This is a genomic window from Ammoniphilus sp. CFH 90114, assembly GCF_004123195.1.
Lineage (GTDB): Bacteria > Bacillota > Bacilli > Aneurinibacillales > RAOX-1 > YIM-78166.
This window is the reverse complement of the sequence record NZ_SDLI01000002.1, coordinates 33,707-49,816: the sequence shown is the minus strand read 5'-3', so window position 1 is coordinate 49,816 and position 16,110 is coordinate 33,707. Positions and strand designations below refer to the sequence as shown.

Below are 16,110 nucleotides of genomic sequence, written 5' to 3'. Positions count from 1 at the left end.
TAAATCTTACTGATTAAATGAAAAAAAAAGCCCTGCTCCACCGCGAAACCAACCAAGGTTCCACGATGGGCAGGAGCTTAAAGATGAAAGTCAATTATAGATGAGGCAGCATACTTGAGACAATTTCATATGATCTCTTGGAGGCAAGCACGGTAAACTCAGGAAAATTGATATGAGCAGAACCGTCTGCTTTGTCAGACATGGATCTCACAATAACAAAGGGAATTTGATTGGCATCGCAGACATGCGCTACAGCTGCTCCTTCCATTTCAGTGCAGTCTCCTTGCATATCTTCATGAAGTGATTTTACTAATTCACGGCTAGCAACAAATTGATCTCCTGAGAGGATTCGTCCCGTTAGAGTTTTCCCCTCCACTACCTCTTCACTTGCCTCAACCGCCATTCGTACCAATCTCTCATCTGCCTTGAAAATCGACTTAGGTGAGAAAGGAATTTCCCCTTTTTTGAAGCCTAGAGCTGTCACATCCATGTCATGATATTGGCAGTCAGTTGAAACTACGATATCTCCAATATCTAGATTCGGATTTAGCGCTCCCGCTACACCAGTAAAGATCACATCTTTTACTTGGAACTGCTGAATAAGAATTTGAGTACATATACTCGCATTGACTTTCCCTACTCCACATTTACACAATACAACTTCCTTACCATTCAGAGTCCCTGAATAATACGTAATTCCAGCGACCATGGTCTCCGTAATATCGTGCATTCCTTCCTTGTATAGTTGGATCTCTTCATCCATGGCACCAATGATTCCTATCACGCTTAAAATCCCCCTCTAATACCAGTTTAGACTATAGGTTTCGTCGACTGGCGCTCTTCAATTCGGTGCGGTAATACCACAATGTGGTCTTCCACCTTCTCGTTGTTCATGAATTTCGTTAATAATCTCATAGCTACAGCCCCTAGGTCATACATTGGCTGTACCACTGTAGTTAGTTTGGGTCTAACCATCTCCGATAATCGGATATTGTCAAACCCGATCACCTCTAAATCTTGAGGTACATTCTTCCCCATATCCTGCATGCCATGAATAACCCCTACAGCAGTCTCGTCACTCGCGGCAAAAATAGCTGTAGGCGATTCTTCAAGAGACATAAAGGCCTCAGCAGCTTCTAAACCTGCCTCATAAGAGAGCTTACCACTTATGACATATTCTTGCTTAAAGTCAATCCCTGAATCAGACAGGGCTTGTCTATACCCTTCAAAACGCTCCACGCCAGCTAACGGATCCTGGAACGGCCCTGCAACCATAGCAATGCGCTGATGGCCTCCTTGAATGAGTCGCATCGTTGCATCATAACCCGCTTGTCGATGATCAATGTTGACGGATGGATGTTCTTCCGATTTTTCCTTTGTACCGGCTAGTACAATAGGAACAGAGGAGGTATTGAAGACTTGGAGATGTTCATCTGTTATTTCCCGACCCATGAACACAATCCCATCCACTTGCTTTTCCAGCAATGTATTAATAAGATGGACTTCCTTTTCTAAGCGTTGGTCCGAATCACAAAGGATAATGTTATATTTATACATACTTGCTATATCATCAATCCCTCTTGCCAGCTCAGCAAAAAAAGCACTAGCAATGTCTGGAATTACCACCCCAACTGTGGTCGTCTTCTTGCTAGCCAATCCACGAGCGACAGCATTAGGACGATACCCAAGTCGTTCAATTGCAGACAATACCTTCTTCCTTGTGGTCGGCTTTACATTGGGATTGCCATTTACTACGCGTGAAACAGTGGCCATAGATACTCCTGCTTCTCTCGCTACATCATAAATCGTAATGGGCATTAGAAACCCTCCTTAACAACCAAAATTTGGTTTTCATATTTTCATAATTTTATTGATATCATACGACAAAATTCTCCACCATGCAATTCGTTTTCATAGCATTTTCAAGAATTCGTCATACTTCTTAGAATGTCGAAAAAAGGCTCATACGTTCAAATAAAGGATGATTATGGTTAGTCTTGGCTGTAGGACATAAAAACATTCATATTAATCCAAATAAAAAAGCGTAACCGAAGTAAAGATTACTTCGGTCACGCTCTATCGTTATTCCCTTAAGATGAAACCTTCGAATCCCCTTGAACCGTCTTCGCCATGCTCATATCTGGCAGACTCTCTACGGAAGTTAACTTATCATAGAAATCCATGTATTTATCCTTATCATCACTATTGCGTAAAGCCATCGCTACTCGCGGATGTTCATTCAACATTCCTGCGATGGTGTAAGGAATGATATAGCCCCATTCTACTTGCTCTCTTAACGGGATTAATCTTCTCTCTAATACACCCATGATAGAGCGAACGTCGTACTTCGGATTTTGTAAGTAATTAACCAATAACTCTGTTGGACAGTTTCCAGCTGCTCTACCCATCCCAAAGATCGATGCATCTAGAAAAGTCACTCCCTTAGATTCAGCCACAATCGTATTGGCAAAAGCTAATTGAAGATTATTGTGCGTGTGTACACCTAGTTCTTTCCCAGGGACGTGCTTCTGGAACTTTGTCACTAGATACTCAATATCCGTACCATAGAGGCTTCCAAAAGAGTCAACAATATAGACTACATCCACTGGGCTCTCGTTGACTAAATCTAATGCATTAGAGATGGCCACTTCTGTCGCATTCGATACCGCCATGATATTAATCGTTGTTTCATAACCCATATTATGGAACTTCTCAATAAGCTCAATGGCTTTATCTACTTCTTTTATATAACAAGCTACACGAATCATATCAATATAACTCTCACTGCGAGGAACGATATCGTTCTCATCTACTCTTCCGATATCAACAAGAGCTGAGAGTTTCGTGTGAGACTTCTCACCAATCGTATTTCTCAACAATTCCTCGTCAAGAAATCTCCATGGACCCACGTTGTCGGCTTTCAATAGCTTAGGAGAATTCTTATAGCCAATCTCCATGTAGTCTACTCCTGCTGCACTTAACGATTTATACACATCACGAACAAACTCAACGCTAAAGTCCCAATTATTAACAAGACCCCCGTCACGAATCGTACAATCTACAATCTTAGCAGCTACTCTTCTCTTGCTCACTTGTCTTCCTCCTCATCCTCTTCACCGTTCACTCTCACTTTAAAGCGTGTAAGCGCTGAAGTGTTAGTTTTGTTTCTTATTATATCGGACGATGTCAGGGATTGCAAAACTTTTCTTCTTTGAATTATATAAAAATTATGCCTTCGGATCAAATGCATCACGAAGTCCATCACCAATAAAGTTAAATGCGAGTACAGTAACCAAAATCATAAGGCCGGGGAACAAGGGATACCATGGCGCTAAGACCATAATGGACAAACTCTGTGCTCCCTGCAGCATATTCCCCCAGCTCGGTAGAGGGGGCTGGATGCCTAGACCAAGAAAACTCAAACCCGACTCCGCTAGGATCACCCCTCCCACTCCTAATGTAGCGGCTACAATGATCGGAGCTACAGCGTTGGGTAACATATGAACAAACATAATCCGCATATCAGACATCCCAAGACTTCTTGCTGCCCAAACATACTCTTCTTCCTTTAGCTTCAGAAACTCACCGCGAACGAGCCGGGCTGTCCCTGTCCAACCCAGTAGGATAAATACCGCTACAATGTTAGTTAAACTAGGCTCTAACAGCGTGACAATCGTAATCAAAAGAAAGATAGAAGGAAAAGAGTTAAACAAGTCAACCACCCTCATAAGAACATTATCCATCCAGCCTCCATAGTAACCTGCGAAAGCACCTACTAGCGTACCAATTAAAATGGCGCCGGCCACTGAACAAAATCCTACAAGCAGCGATACTCTAGCTCCATATAATAATCTTGTCAAAATATCACGACCATATTCGTCCGTCCCTAATGGATGGCTCAAGGAAGGAGCCTGAAGGCGCCCAAGAAGATCTTGCTCTGTAGGATGATACAATGTTAGAAGAGGGGCCAAAATGGCCGATGTTAAGATCACGATTAAAGCAACAGTCCCCGCTACCGCCAAGCGATTCTTCATAAATTTTCGCACGATCTGTTTCCCCATTCCCATCGATGCACGGCTTTCTTCAAGTTGGAGAAATTCTTTTAATGTAAGCTTTTGCATGATATCTTCCCTCCTTGTAAACACACTCCTACCTATAATTGATCCGTGGATTGAGGAGGGAGTAAAGTATATCTGCTAATAGATTTCCAAGAACCACTAAGATAGCTGATATCGTCGTGATGGCCATAATCACAGGATAGTCCCGCTGAAAAACGGCGTCAAGGAAAAGCAAGCCAATACCTGGGTAGGAGAAGATCTTTTCCACAATCACAGCTCCTCCAAAAAAGGCAGGAAGACTAAGACCAAATACGGTTACGATAGGGATCAATCCGTTTCGAAGACCGTGCTTATAAATGACAATCCACTCTCTTAATCCCTTGGATCTAGCCGTCGTCATATACTGCTGACTTAACACATCCAGCATGCTAGCCCTTGTATAACGAGTAAGGCCAGCCATGTCTGCGGTGCCAAGCGTTAAAGCAGGAAGAACCAAATGCCTTAGCGTATCCCATACCCCTCCTCCTCCGTCCATGAATTCATGGATACCACCTGCTGGAAGAAGATTCAAGTATACTGAAAAGCTCATAATCAATAAGATTCCTAACCAGAAGTTTGGAGTAGCTAGTCCTAGAAAGGCAAAAAAGGTAGTGGTGTAATCGATCCAGGTATTCTTGCGGCGAGCCGCCCAAATTCCTATGGGAATGGATAGAGCAGCTGCAAATAAGAAGGATGCCCCCATAAGCAGTAAGGTTTGGGGGAGGCGTTCAAAAATCAAATCAGCTACTGGTACTTTTCGGATAAACGAAGTTCCAAAGTCTCCCTGCACAAAGTTGCCTAACCACCGCATATACTGGGTCCACGCCGGTTGATCAAGTCCTAGAGCAGCCATCATCCGTTCTCTATCTTCAGGCTTAATCTTCGGATCCATAAGGAGATCCGTTGGTCCACCAGGAGCAAGATACATAAGAAAAAAGGATATCAATGTGATTCCCAGCAGCAGAGGTACCGCCTGCAGCAAGCGTTTTATGATATAGATCTGCAACTCTCTCACTACTCCCCACTTTTGACTTTCTAACTAAAACATATGTTTTAGGGGACAAGTTTAGAAGAGAAAATAAAGAGCTCTATTTCGAGAGCTCTCATCGATAACGCCATTGTTGTATATTATACAGTCCACCTGCTGGGTGGTTCACGATCCCGTCCAGATTCGTTGGAAAAGCCGTGATGCCATTCGAATAATATAAGAAGGTATAAGGTTGTTCTTCTGCAATAATTTTTTGGAATTCCTGCAGTACCTCTTTGCGCTTCCCTTTATCCACTTGCCTTGTATTCTCTTCAAGCAATTGATCTACTATTTCATTACGATAAGAAATAAAGTTTAAGCCCTTATCAATCTCCTTGCTGTGCCATATAGAAGTAGGATCGGGATCAACTCCGATTGACCAGGCAAGGATGACAGCATCAAATTTCTTTGTTTCTACATAGTCATTGATGAAAGCACTCCACTCCATCATACGAGGCTTCACTTCAATACCGATACGAGCCCACTGCTCCTGGACGATTTGCGATACCATTTCTCTGAGCTTATTGCCTTGATTGGTAAGGAGAACGAAGGAAAATTTTTCTCCATCCTTATCAAGGATGCCATCTCCATCATGATCTTTCCAACCGGCTTCAGCAAGCAATTGTTTCGCTTTTTCCGGATCATAGGAGAACCGAGGTACTTCATTCTCAAAGGCCCAGCTTAAGGGCGTTCCGTGGGTATGTGCTACCTGTCCCTGCCCTTCAAGAACAATGTCCACCAATTGCTGTCGATTCAGAGCATAGGTCAAAGCTTGTCTCACACGCACATCCTGAAAAAACGGATGCTTCTGGTTATACCCAATATAGGTATAAGCTAAGGAGGGAGTGGTATGAAGCTTTACTTTACCCTGGTTCTCAAAAAGCCTTCCGACTGCCAGATCAGTCGGCGGTATCCCCATCACATCAATCCCTCCCGATTGCAATTGGATTAATTGGGCATTCTGATCCGGGATGATTCGAAAGTAAAGCGATGTAATTTTTGGCGCACCATCAAAGTATTCTTCATTTCCCTCTAATTGAACATACTGGCCATCCTTCCAGGTTACAAAACGATATGGCCCTGTTCCAACCGGTTCTTTTGTATTAAAAGGCAGTTCGGCTAATTTTTCAACAGCCACCTTCTCAAGAAGATGAGATGGAAGTACCGCATAGACACAAGTACTAAGAAAAGGGGCATAAGGTTCCTTTAAAGTAAAATGAACAGTATAGGGGTCAAGTGCCTGAATGTCTTTTATTTTTTCAAAATCCGAAGCTCTCGGGCCGGTGTAGCCCTCACTTCTTGGAATATTATAGGAAAAAACGACATCTCTTGAAGTAACCTCCACACCATCATGGAACTTTACTCCTTTTTTCAAGTGAAAGGTCCAATGATAGCCATCCGCCGATACTTCCCAGCGTTCGCTTAAGTCTGGAACAGGATTTAAATTTGGATCATATCGAACAAGCCCGTTATAAAGCAATGCTTCCACTTGACCACTAGATCCATCTGCTGAAAAATAAGGATTGAAAATGGTTGGAGAGCCAATCGTTCCAACAATGAGATGCTGTTTTTCTTGCTGTTCTCTAGTCATACTCCCTGTTGTAACCGATGTTCCCTGTGTGCTCACTAGAAGCAAAGAAAGAAATAGGGTAAAAAGGGAAAAAAGAGGTCTAGTTTTTCTCATGGTTCACCACTCCTTTTTCCTAATTTGCCCTTTATAGACTTTTACCAAACAAAAAAACTGACCCAAGTAGGGTCAGTTTAGTTCTGGCTAGACTTTTTTCTTGCTTTTATAAATAACAAGGTAATAAGAAAAACGGGAATGGCCATTGAAGCTATTAGGCCAGCCATTGTAATCGTCTGTGCATCCATGAAACATACCTCCCCTAAAAATACTTTTCATTCCCCCTATAATTGATTAAATCATAGGAAGTGGAGGAGAGTATATACGTGTAGTGGTATTATTGTCCGGTTGTCACAAAATCGATAGAATTAAAATGGGCTAGGCTATCTCTACTTCTTGAGCACCTTATTCACATAGGTGATCCCTATCATGGCGAGAGTAGCTCCCACTACATCGTTAACGATATCCAATAGGTCGGGCATTCTTCCGGGTGTAAAGGACTGATGCCACTCATCACTTATGCCATAAAAGAAGCACAGGACAATAGCGATGAACCGAATATCCCACTTGAGTTTCATCTGAAGGGGAAGCAAAGCCCAATAAAACGTCAAGGATAAAATAAAATAAGCCACTACGTGACCGAAGTTGAAGCTCTTAAAAAATGGGAACATCCCTTGAAGCTCACTGCCTGTTCTTGCTGAAAGAAAAAAAATGACCCCCATCCATCCTAGAGCTGGCAGCCATCTCCACCAGTAATACATAGACAAAAGACCTCCTCACAAATCTCCTATCATTCTACACGAAGAGGTCTTTTTAGACTAGTATTTAATATTTTGCGTTTACACGATCACAATGAGGGCATGTTGCAATTCTTCCTAGATTTCCGTGCTCATCCTCCACTGTGTATCCTTTTAACGTTTCAGAGTCGCAATATAGGCACTCCGATCGAAAATCCATGTCATGGCTAGCTTTCCAGACATAGGGTTTAAAAGTTTGCCCAACACTTATAGAAAAAATAGGTAAGTTATCTTCATTAAAATAACGATTTGCCTGTTCCATCTTCTGTTTGCCTCCTTAGAAGGTTACTTCTAAGCTTAGTATAGCCAGGAAGTGGAAATATCAAACCGAATTTTCAAAAGATAATCGCAATAATTGCTCCTTCGAGAAGGATTGGTTTTTTCGTATAAAAAAGTTAATATAAATAATAAAAACGAAGAATGGGATATTAAAAAAAATCAAATCAGGGGGAAAATCATGAAAGATCCACGATTATCGCAACTGGCTAAAAACCTTATTCAATATTCTACACAGATTCAACCAGGGGAAAAGGTTCTCATTGAAATGCGTGGAGAGGCTACAGACTTGCTTCGTCTCGTAGTCAAGGAAGTGTATGCGGCTGGAGGATTCCCATACGTTCAGATTACCAATCCTCAAGTTGTACGGGAAATTATGCTCGGGGCATCAGATGAACAACTCACTCTTCAAGCAGACTTAGAGATCTATCGTATGAAGCAGATGGATGCCTACATCGGAATTCGTGCCGATGCCAACATCAATGAATACGCAGATGTCCCGTCTGACAAGATCAAACGTTACAACAGCTTAGTAACCCGTCCTGTGAACGATATCCGCGTCCCCCATACGAAGTGGGTTGTACTCCGTTATCCTAATTCTTCGATGGCTCAATTAGCCAATACAAGCACAGAAGCATTTGAAGACTTCTACTTCCAAGTATGCAATCTGGATTACAGCAAGATGTCAGAAGCCATGGACGGCCTCGTTAATCTTATGAACCAAACGGATGAAGTACATGTCAAAGGCGAGGGAACTGATCTTCGCTTCTCCATTAAGAACATTCCAGCTATTAAATGTGCTGGCAATCTCAACATTCCGGATGGAGAGGTATTCACCGCACCGGTACGCGATTCCGTTAATGGGGTGATTACTTACAATACTCCTTCGCCATACAATGGCTATACCTTTGAGAATGTCAGACTCGTCTTTAAGGATGGAAAAATCATAGAGGCAACAGCGAATGATACTGCACGTATTAATGAGATCTTTGATGCAGACGAAGGAGCCAGATATATTGGAGAATTCGCTATTGGAGTAAATCCTTATATACAGCATCCCATGAAAGACATCCTATTTGATGAGAAGATTGATGGCAGCTTCCACTTTACTCCCGGTAATTGCTATGACGAAGCGCCAAACGGCAATAAGTCTTCCGTCCACTGGGACTTGGTCAATATCCAACGCCCTGAATACGGCGGGGGAGAGATGTGGTTTGATGGTAGATTAATCCGTAAGGATGGTCGGTTCGTCATTCCGGAGCTCGAAGCCCTGAATCCGGAGAATTTAAAATAGTTTTTCTAACGGGGCACTCATAGAGGGCCCCTTATTTTATAAAAAATGGGAAGTACTGTTGAGCTGTCTCCACGATCTCATCTTCACGCAGTTCCGTCTTTATAATCTCGTTTTTCTCGACTAGGGTCAGACTGTTCCCTCGAAGGGTTACGCGACCTTCTTCCATCACACGAGATAAAAAATACACCTTATTGAAAAAAGATTGAGGCGATGTCTCAGTAAGGACACAAGAAGGCTGCGCACTCTCGAGGGATGGTAAGGGCTCGGATAACCGAAATCGGTATAGGACCTTCCAGTCTCCATCTATCTTTTTTTGTAGTGTAGATTGTTCTTCTGCATGCTCTACTCGATAGGAACCATCAACATCCTCCACTTCTACTCCGTTCAGAGGAACAGGCAAACGAGGACTATGACCTCCAAAGCCCACATCAACTAAATAGCGATTGTCTTCTAGATCCACGATGCTAAATAAATGTCCATTCTCCATACCCCAGCTTCCATCGCCCTGAAAAACCGTTCCCGCAAATAAAGTCGGATGGAACCCAATCTTTTTCAGAAGAAGATAAAACGATCCATTTAATTCGTAGCACACCCCCCCACGCTTATCCAGGATAAGCTTTTCATATAATCGAGCCGATTCCAATGATAAACGCTTCTTCTTCATAATATCTAGATTTTCAAAGTGAATGTTTAAAACGTGACACCTCTGCAAATGGGCAAGGTAATCGAGATCCAGAGACTTCCTCTCTTGTGCTTGTATGCGCCCAAAGTATTGCTTTATATCCATGTGTGATACACCTCACAAAACATGTAAACTATTCAGTATATTTTAGCACTAAATAGAGCTGGGTATTGTTAAACATTTAACGTCGTAAGCCTTATTTATACAACCCTCCGGTATAAATAGCGGTCAACGTTTTTGCGATTTCCTCTACAGAAGTCCGATGCTCATTGCGTACGATCTCCCATAAATTCATTTCTCCTGTAAAAAACCAGCTTCTAGCAACTAATTTATAATCGACATCCATCCGAGCTAATCCACTTTGTTGAGCGTAGTAGACGTCTTGAGAGATCCGTTCAATAAACCTCTCTCTAATTTCCTTCCACTTATGGCGGGCCTCATCAGAGTATCCAATCGCCTCTTCAAAGACTTGCAGCATGGAACGTTCAGGCTCAGCAAGCTTAAGAAATTGAAAAACCTGATCCTCAATCATCCTACGAGCGTCTTCCTTCGTGGATGGCTGGAAAGGGAACTCTGCAACATGATAAAACTTCTCCATCACGTCATCCATTAATACAATCAGCAGTTCATCTTTACCACTAAAATGTACATAAGCTGTGCCATAGCCTGTCTTTGCCCTTTTAATAATCTGGGATACTGTGGCCTTATGAAAACCTTCTTCGAGAAACACTTCCCTAGCAGCCTTCAATAATCGCTGTCTTGTTTGTTGAGAGCGGAGGTGTCGACCATCCTCCTTAACCTCCTCTTTCTTGTCCATCATTTCTTCCCCCTGCTATTCATTACATAAAAACATTTTAATTCATTATTCAAGGTAAAGCCAAAGCAAAAAATAATATTGACACTATGTCATATTGTTAGTAAGATGTTCCTGTATTTGGAATTCTAATTTTAACCGGAGGAGAGAATAAGATGCATCAAACTTCTTTTAATCCAACCCTTGAGTTCGCTCAACTATTGGATAGTCAAGATTCACTTTCCCCATTTAAAGAAGAGTTTTACTTAAATGAAGGTATGATCTACCTTGATGGAAATTCTTTGGGTTTATTATCGAAGCGAGCCGAACAATCCTTATTAGAATCCTTAAATGACTGGAAGCAACTCGCTATTGATGGCTGGATGAGCGGTACTCACCCTTGGTTTACTCTCGCAGAGAGATTAGGAGCCATGACGGCCCCTCTCATTGGTGCTCTTCCTGAAGAGACAATTGTAACCGGTTCCATCACGACTAATATCCATCAATTAGTATCCACGTTCTATAAACCGATGGGCAAACGGACCAAGATCCTAGCTGATTCATTAACCTTCCCGTCCGATATTTATGCCCTACAAAGCCAGTTAAAGCTCCACGGTTATTCTCCTGAGGAACACCTGGTATTGGTTCCTAGTCGTGACGGGCGTTTGATTGAGGAAGATGACATAATCGATGCTATGACCGATGAAGTAGCTTTAGTCTTATTGCCTTCGGTCCTTTATCGTAGTGGACAGCTTCTTGATATCAAACGGTTGGCATCTGCTGCACAAGAGAAAGGTATTATTCTAGGCATTGATGCAGCCCACTCTATCGGAGCGATCCCTCATCAGTTCCACGATTGGGGTGTGGATTTTGCGGTTTGGTGTAATTATAAATACTTAAATAGTGGACCAGGTGGAGTCGGGGGACTATTCGTGCATAACAAACATGCTGGAATCATGCCAGGTCTTGCCGGCTGGTTTAGTTCAAAGAAAGAAAAGCAATTCGATATGGAGTATACGCTAGATCCCGCTCCAACCGCTGGCGCTTTGCAAATCGGAACCCCACACATCCTAAGTATGGCCCCTCTCATTGGGTCGCTCCAAATTTTTGAGGAAGCATCCATAGAAAAGATTCGTTTGAAATCTTTGCAATTGACAGAGTACTTCATGAATTTAATCGAACTTGAACTCTCTGACTATGGCTTTACGATTGCTAATCCTAGAGAAGGTGAGCGTCGCGGTGGTCATGTTTCTCTTGAGCATGAGGAAGCCATCCGAATTTGTAAATCTCTAAAAGAGAATAAAATCATTCCTGATTTTCGGGCCCCTAATATTATTCGACTAGCTCCTATTGCCCTCTATACTTCTTTTGCCGATGTATGGGAAGCCGTACAGAGAATCAAGAAAATCATGTCTGAAAAGCAATACGAGAAATTCGAAAATAAACGGGAAACTGTCGCCTAGAGGAGGATCCGAATGTCTAAGGTAGATCATTTTCAAGAGATTGCGGAAAGAGAAAAAGGATTATCAAAAGGATTAACCACTCCTCAGTTAACCATGATTGCCATGGGTGGAGCCATCGGTACAGGGTTATTTCTGGGAAGTGGATTTGCCATTGGAATCGCAGGACCCAGCGTTTTAGTTAGTTATGCCATCGGGGCCCTTATTGCTTTGTTGTTGATGGGATGTCTTGCCGAAATGACTGTAGCCCATCCGACCTCTGGTGGATTCGGCGCCTATGCTGAGCGCTATATTAATCCTTGGGCCGGCTTCGTCGTGCGCTATTCCTATTGGGCTTGTATCGTTTGTGCCGTTGGGGTGGAAATTACAGCTGTTGCTGTGTACATGCAATATTGGTTCGCTACTGTACCCGGTTGGGTTTGGATTTTGTTATTCTCTACTGCCTTGATCTACGTTAACGCTACGAGCGTGAATCTGTTCGGATCGTTTGAATATTGGTTCTCTATGATTAAAGTTGCTGCCATTGTCATTTTCATTTTACTAGGATCCTATGTTCTTCTCGGAACAAGTCAACCGGAGATGGGACCACAAAACTACACCAACCAAGGAGGTTTTGCACCGAATGGATGGTGGGGCATGTGGGTAGCCGTGTTTATTGCACTCTTTAGTTATCTAAGCATTGAGATGATTGCCGTCACTGCTGGTGAAGCAAAAGACCCTCAAAAAGCTGTACCGAAAGCTCTAAAAGCTACTGTATTTCGTTTAGTCCTGTTTTATTTACTTACCATTGCTTTAATGCTCATGATTGTTCCATGGACCTCTGCGGGAATTGACAAGAGTCCTTTTGTTAAAGTTATGGAAATCCTCAATATTCCTGGCGCTGCCGGCATTATGAACTTTATTGTCCTAACTGCAGCTCTCTCTGCGATGAACAGCCAATTGTATATCACGACGCGTATGATGTTTTCTTTATCAAGAGCTGGCTACGCTCCTAAGAAATTTGGAGAGCTTAGCAACAAAGGTGTACCTACCAAGGCGCTTATTCTTTCTACATTAGGGATTGCCATCGCTGCCGTTGTGCAAACCATAGCACCGGAGTCCTCTTACATGATTATGATGGGCATCTCCATGTTTGGAGCCATGTTCACCTGGTTTATGATCTTCGTTACCCATCTATTCTTTAGAAAAACATGGGTTGCATTAGGGAATGCCCAACTTCCTGTTCGTATGGTTGGGTATCCATATCTTACGTTACTAGGTGCCGTCTTGATGTTGAGTATTATTGTCACCACATGGTTTAATGATTTCCGGATGACTCTTGTTGTTGGAATACCTTGGCTCATTTTTATTTCTCTAGCTTATCTAGGCTGGAAGAAATTTAACCCACAAAACCCATCGTTACAGAAAGGAAGTCACCATGAATCTGCTTGATATCTCCCAACGTTTACATTCTGACGTCCCAGTTTGGCCAGGCGATACACCTTTCACCTTTCAATTAACATGGACTAAGGAACAGAGTGGTTCCGTTAATGTAGGTCAAATCAATATGAGTACCCATACGGGGACTCATATTGATGCCCCTTTTCACTTTGATTCTCATGGTGCTAAAGTGATTGATCTTGATCTAGACTTGTATGTTGGACCTGCTAAACTCATTCATATCTCTCAGAAGGAAAGTATTGGAGCGGCAGAGCTTGCTTCATTTGACTTAGAAGGCGTAAAGCGTCTTTTAATTCGAACCGATTCTTGGGAAGATCCTACCCGCTTTCCTACAGAGTTTACCTTTCTTAGACCGGATATAGGCCCTTTCCTAGCAGAAAAGGGCATTCGTTTGATCGGTCTAGATGTTCCTTCTGTAGACCCTATGACAAGCAAAGAGCTTGGGGCACATCATGCTTTATTAAAGAACCAAATACACATCCTAGAAGGCGCTGTCCTTCGAGGAATCGATGAAGGAAATTACGAACTTATCGCTCTCCCACTCCCCCTTGAGGAAGCCGATGGTAGCCCCGTGAGAGCGGTGTTGCGGAAGATATAAGTCAAAGAGATCAAAAAAAGAGGGTTCGAACTTCGAACCCTCTTACTTTCTATCCAATGTTTCCTTCGTGACTCCACCAACACCCCAATGTGACTTCGGAACCTCGTTCACAATGACTCGAACCTGTTCTGGCTTTACCTCAAGGCTTTCCACAGCTGATATAGTAAGCTGTTGGATTAGTCTACTAATTTGCTCACTCGATCTTCCTTCTAACACTTGAACTTGAATTAAAGGCATAGTCCACCTCAATCACTTGTTTATAAACCAAGAAGTCTCGGAATAAATAGAACCGCGTCTTGCCAGTAGGTAATAATGAAGAGAATAGCAATTCCTAGTAGAAGCAACGGCATCGTAGCTCTTACCAATTTTTCAAACCGAACTTCGGCTATGGAAGATACGATAAATAATCCAGTACCTACAGGAGGCGTCAAAAGGCCAATCGTAAGATTGATACAGATAATAACTCCAAAATGGATAGGATCAATCTGGAAGTGGGTAACGAGCGGCATTAATACCGGCACTAGAATAATGAGTGCAGCAATACCATCCAATACCGTCCCAATGAGCAACAAGAAAATATTAACTAAGAATAGGAAGACAAATGGGCTCTCTGATACGGAAAGCATCGACTTGGCTATTAACTGAGGAATTTGCTCGAACGCAATCATCCAGCCAAAAATGTTGGCCATTGCGATTAAGAAAGTGACCGTAGCCGTACTGATGACCGTATTCACGAGAATAGTAGGCAGTTTCCGCCAATCAAGCTCTTTATAAAAGAACTTCCCTACAATAAAAGCGATAAAACAAGCAACTGCTGCTGATTCTGTAGCCGTGAATGCTCCCGTTAGTATCCCTACTGTGATAATAACAGGTACTAGCATAGCGGGCAGTACATTGATTGCCGATTGCCATATCACCTTAGCGCTCGCTCTCTCACTTCGAGGAAAATTGTACTTGTATCCTAAGAAGGCGATAAGGGCAGTAAATCCAATACCAAAAATGATTCCAGGAATGATCCCAGCCATAAACAAACCACCAATGGAGGTTCCAGACAGGGTTCCATAGATGATAAAGATCATGCTTGGGGGAATGATCGGAGCTACAATCGACGAAGCAAGCGTCAATGCTGCCGAGAATTCCCTTTTATAGCCTTCCTTCTCCATTTCAGGAACCATGACCTTGCTCATCATTGCAGCCTGCGCATTAGCTGAGCCAAGAATTGAAGCCAGGAACATATTGGCAATAACCGTCACGTAAGCTAGACCTCCGCGAACATGTCCCACTAGTACTCTCGCAAATATAACCAAGCGACTGGTAATTCCTCCGCCGTTCATTAGCTCTCCCGTTAGCATGAATAACGGAATGGCTAGCAAGCCGAAGTTATCTAAACCTGAAAATAATCTTTGCGGGGTTGAATCCATCAAGACAAAATTCCCGGCAGTAAAGAAGTACACGACGGTCGTCATCCCAAGAACCAAGGAAATAGGGATTCCAATTAAGAGAAAGAAAATGAATAGGAAGATAACTAGAATCGTCACTTGCTTTCACCTCCCCTTACAAGATCGAGCAGATTAGCGAAGAGATGAATGGTGGCAAACGAAAGTCCAATCGGGACAGAAGAGTATGGGATCCACATCGGGAGGAGCATCGCGCTTGATTTTTGTATAGCAACACTCGGTGAAAAGATCCATTTATAGCTATAAAATAGAAAAACGACCAGAAAGGTCAACATCAGAACATGGCCAAGGATTAATAGCCATTTTCTTACTTGCTCCGGGACAAAATCTATCACAATCGTCACAGCCGCCTGGGACTTATACTTCAGCCCAAGACTTCCCCCGAGAAACGAGATGGCAACCAATAGGAATACTGAAGTTTCACCTGCCCATACGAGCGGATCATTGAAGATATACCGGAAGATTACTGCCAACGTTACCACTACTGCCATAAAAAACATGAGGATCATAGCCAGTTTCTTTTCGAAACTGGCTACGAGATCACTAATATGTTTCACTTATTCCC

The 16,110-nt window shown here is 42.7% G+C and carries 17 protein-coding genes; 4 read left to right on the top strand and 13 right to left on the bottom strand.

What is annotated here, in order from left to right; genetic code table 11:
- Window positions 1-94: 94 nt before the first annotated feature.
- The 8 genes from EIZ39_RS04920 to EIZ39_RS04885 all read right to left on the bottom strand — a co-directional run bounded on the left by EIZ39_RS04920 (window position 95) and on the right by EIZ39_RS04885 (window position 7,807).
- A complete protein-coding gene (locus EIZ39_RS04920; protein WP_129198076.1) occupies window positions 95-793 on the bottom strand; it encodes a 5'-methylthioadenosine/adenosylhomocysteine nucleosidase in 699 nt (232 codons plus the stop codon).
- 17 nt (window positions 794-810) lie between these two features.
- Window positions 811-1,818, bottom strand: coding sequence for a catabolite control protein A (gene ccpA / locus EIZ39_RS04915; protein ID WP_129198074.1), 1,008 nt, complete (start codon window positions 1,816-1,818; stop codon window positions 811-813).
- A 272-nt stretch (window positions 1,819-2,090) separates the two neighbouring features.
- Window positions 2,091-3,092 carry an aldolase catalytic domain-containing protein gene (locus EIZ39_RS04910; protein WP_129198072.1) on the bottom strand — a complete coding sequence of 334 codons (1,002 nt, stop codon included), beginning with the start codon at window positions 3,090-3,092 and terminating at the stop codon, window positions 2,091-2,093.
- A 135-nt stretch (window positions 3,093-3,227) separates the two neighbouring features.
- Window positions 3,228-4,067, bottom strand: coding sequence for an oligopeptide ABC transporter permease (opp4C, locus tag EIZ39_RS04905; protein WP_240675729.1), 840 nt, complete (start codon window positions 4,065-4,067; stop codon window positions 3,228-3,230).
- A gap of 82 nt (window positions 4,068-4,149) precedes the next feature.
- Window positions 4,150-5,103, bottom strand: coding sequence for an ABC transporter permease (locus EIZ39_RS04900; RefSeq protein WP_129199106.1), 954 nt, complete (start codon window positions 5,101-5,103; stop codon window positions 4,150-4,152).
- 97 nt (window positions 5,104-5,200) lie between these two features.
- Window positions 5,201-6,808: a peptide-binding protein gene (locus EIZ39_RS04895; protein WP_129198068.1), complete on the bottom strand. Its 1,608-nt coding sequence runs from the start codon at window positions 6,806-6,808 to the stop codon at window positions 5,201-5,203.
- 329 nt (window positions 6,809-7,137) lie between these two features.
- Window positions 7,138-7,509 carry a VanZ family protein gene (locus EIZ39_RS04890; RefSeq protein WP_129198066.1) on the bottom strand — a complete coding sequence of 124 codons (372 nt, stop codon included), beginning with the start codon at window positions 7,507-7,509 and terminating at the stop codon, window positions 7,138-7,140.
- A 64-nt stretch (window positions 7,510-7,573) separates the two neighbouring features.
- A complete protein-coding gene (locus tag EIZ39_RS04885; protein ID WP_129198064.1) occupies window positions 7,574-7,807 on the bottom strand; it encodes a hypothetical protein in 234 nt (77 codons plus the stop codon).
- 195 nt (window positions 7,808-8,002) lie between these two features.
- Here EIZ39_RS04885 and EIZ39_RS04880 point away from each other — a divergent pair, with 195 nt between their 5' ends.
- Window positions 8,003-9,115 (top strand): aminopeptidase, encoded by a 1,113-nt coding sequence (locus EIZ39_RS04880; RefSeq protein WP_129198062.1) that lies wholly within the window; start codon window positions 8,003-8,005, stop codon window positions 9,113-9,115.
- A gap of 31 nt (window positions 9,116-9,146) precedes the next feature.
- Here the strand turns inward: EIZ39_RS04880 and EIZ39_RS04875 are convergent, their stop codons facing one another.
- Window positions 9,147-9,902, bottom strand: coding sequence for an arylamine N-acetyltransferase family protein (locus EIZ39_RS04875; protein WP_129198060.1), 756 nt, complete (start codon window positions 9,900-9,902; stop codon window positions 9,147-9,149).
- Between the two features lie 91 nt (window positions 9,903-9,993).
- Window positions 9,994-10,614, bottom strand: coding sequence for a TetR/AcrR family transcriptional regulator (locus tag EIZ39_RS04870; RefSeq protein WP_129199104.1), 621 nt, complete (start codon window positions 10,612-10,614; stop codon window positions 9,994-9,996).
- A 152-nt stretch (window positions 10,615-10,766) separates the two neighbouring features.
- Between EIZ39_RS04870 and kynU the strand changes: the two genes are divergently transcribed.
- Genes kynU through kynB form a run of 3 tightly spaced genes read left to right on the top strand, consistent with a single transcriptional unit; the run spans window position 10,767 to window position 14,088 of the window.
- The gene (kynU, locus tag EIZ39_RS04865) at window positions 10,767-12,053 is read left to right on the top strand and encodes a kynureninase (protein ID WP_129198058.1); all 1,287 of its coding nucleotides are present in this window, start codon (window positions 10,767-10,769) and stop codon (window positions 12,051-12,053) included.
- Window positions 12,054-12,065: 12 nt separating this feature from the next.
- The gene (locus tag EIZ39_RS04860) at window positions 12,066-13,481 is read left to right on the top strand and encodes an amino acid permease (protein ID WP_129198055.1); all 1,416 of its coding nucleotides are present in this window, start codon (window positions 12,066-12,068) and stop codon (window positions 13,479-13,481) included.
- Window positions 13,468-14,088, top strand: coding sequence for an arylformamidase (kynB, locus tag EIZ39_RS04855; RefSeq protein WP_129198053.1), 621 nt, complete (start codon window positions 13,468-13,470; stop codon window positions 14,086-14,088). Before EIZ39_RS04860 ends, kynB begins: the two co-directional genes overlap by 14 nt.
- 42 nt (window positions 14,089-14,130) lie before the next feature.
- On the opposite strand, the gene EIZ39_RS04850 is transcribed toward kynB, so the two are convergent.
- The 3 genes from EIZ39_RS04850 to EIZ39_RS04840 are packed head-to-tail and all read right to left on the bottom strand — an operon-like array spanning window position 14,131 to window position 16,102.
- Window positions 14,131-14,325 (bottom strand): 4-oxalocrotonate tautomerase, encoded by a 195-nt coding sequence (locus EIZ39_RS04850; protein WP_129198051.1) that lies wholly within the window; start codon window positions 14,323-14,325, stop codon window positions 14,131-14,133.
- A gap of 20 nt (window positions 14,326-14,345) precedes the next feature.
- Window positions 14,346-15,626, bottom strand: coding sequence for a TRAP transporter large permease (locus EIZ39_RS04845; protein WP_129198049.1), 1,281 nt, complete (start codon window positions 15,624-15,626; stop codon window positions 14,346-14,348).
- Window positions 15,623-16,102: a TRAP transporter small permease gene (locus EIZ39_RS04840; RefSeq protein ID WP_129198047.1), complete on the bottom strand. Its 480-nt coding sequence runs from the start codon at window positions 16,100-16,102 to the stop codon at window positions 15,623-15,625. The genes EIZ39_RS04845 and EIZ39_RS04840 overlap by 4 nt, the downstream gene beginning before the upstream one ends.
- Between the last annotated feature and the right edge of the window lie 8 nt (window positions 16,103-16,110).

What these genes read in the sequence shown, in the direction of transcription:
- ccpA (WP_129198074.1), bottom strand. Translation starts at nt 1,818, where the DNA reads ATGCCCATTACGATTTATGATGTAGCGAGAGAAGCAGGAGTATCTATG.
- opp4C (WP_240675729.1), bottom strand. Translation starts at nt 4,067, where the DNA reads ATGGGAATGGGGAAACAGATCGTGCGAAAATTTATGAAGAATCGCTTG.
- EIZ39_RS04895 (WP_129198068.1), bottom strand. Translation starts at nt 6,808, where the DNA reads ATGAGAAAAACTAGACCTCTTTTTTCCCTTTTTACCCTATTTCTTTCT.
- EIZ39_RS04890 (WP_129198066.1), bottom strand. Translation starts at nt 7,509, where the DNA reads ATGTATTACTGGTGGAGATGGCTGCCAGCTCTAGGATGGATGGGGGTC.
- EIZ39_RS04885 (WP_129198064.1), bottom strand. Translation starts at nt 7,807, where the DNA reads ATGGAACAGGCAAATCGTTATTTTAATGAAGATAACTTACCTATTTTT.
- EIZ39_RS04880 (WP_129198062.1), top strand. Translation starts at nt 8,003, where the DNA reads ATGAAAGATCCACGATTATCGCAACTGGCTAAAAACCTTATTCAATAT.
- EIZ39_RS04875 (WP_129198060.1), bottom strand. Translation starts at nt 9,902, where the DNA reads ATGGATATAAAGCAATACTTTGGGCGCATACAAGCACAAGAGAGGAAG.
- EIZ39_RS04870 (WP_129199104.1), bottom strand. Translation starts at nt 10,614, where the DNA reads ATGGACAAGAAAGAGGAGGTTAAGGAGGATGGTCGACACCTCCGCTCT.
- kynU (WP_129198058.1), top strand. Translation starts at nt 10,767, where the DNA reads ATGCATCAAACTTCTTTTAATCCAACCCTTGAGTTCGCTCAACTATTG.
- EIZ39_RS04860 (WP_129198055.1), top strand. Translation starts at nt 12,066, where the DNA reads ATGTCTAAGGTAGATCATTTTCAAGAGATTGCGGAAAGAGAAAAAGGA.
- kynB (WP_129198053.1), top strand. Translation starts at nt 13,468, where the DNA reads ATGAATCTGCTTGATATCTCCCAACGTTTACATTCTGACGTCCCAGTT.
- EIZ39_RS04850 (WP_129198051.1), bottom strand. Translation starts at nt 14,325, where the DNA reads ATGCCTTTAATTCAAGTTCAAGTGTTAGAAGGAAGATCGAGTGAGCAA.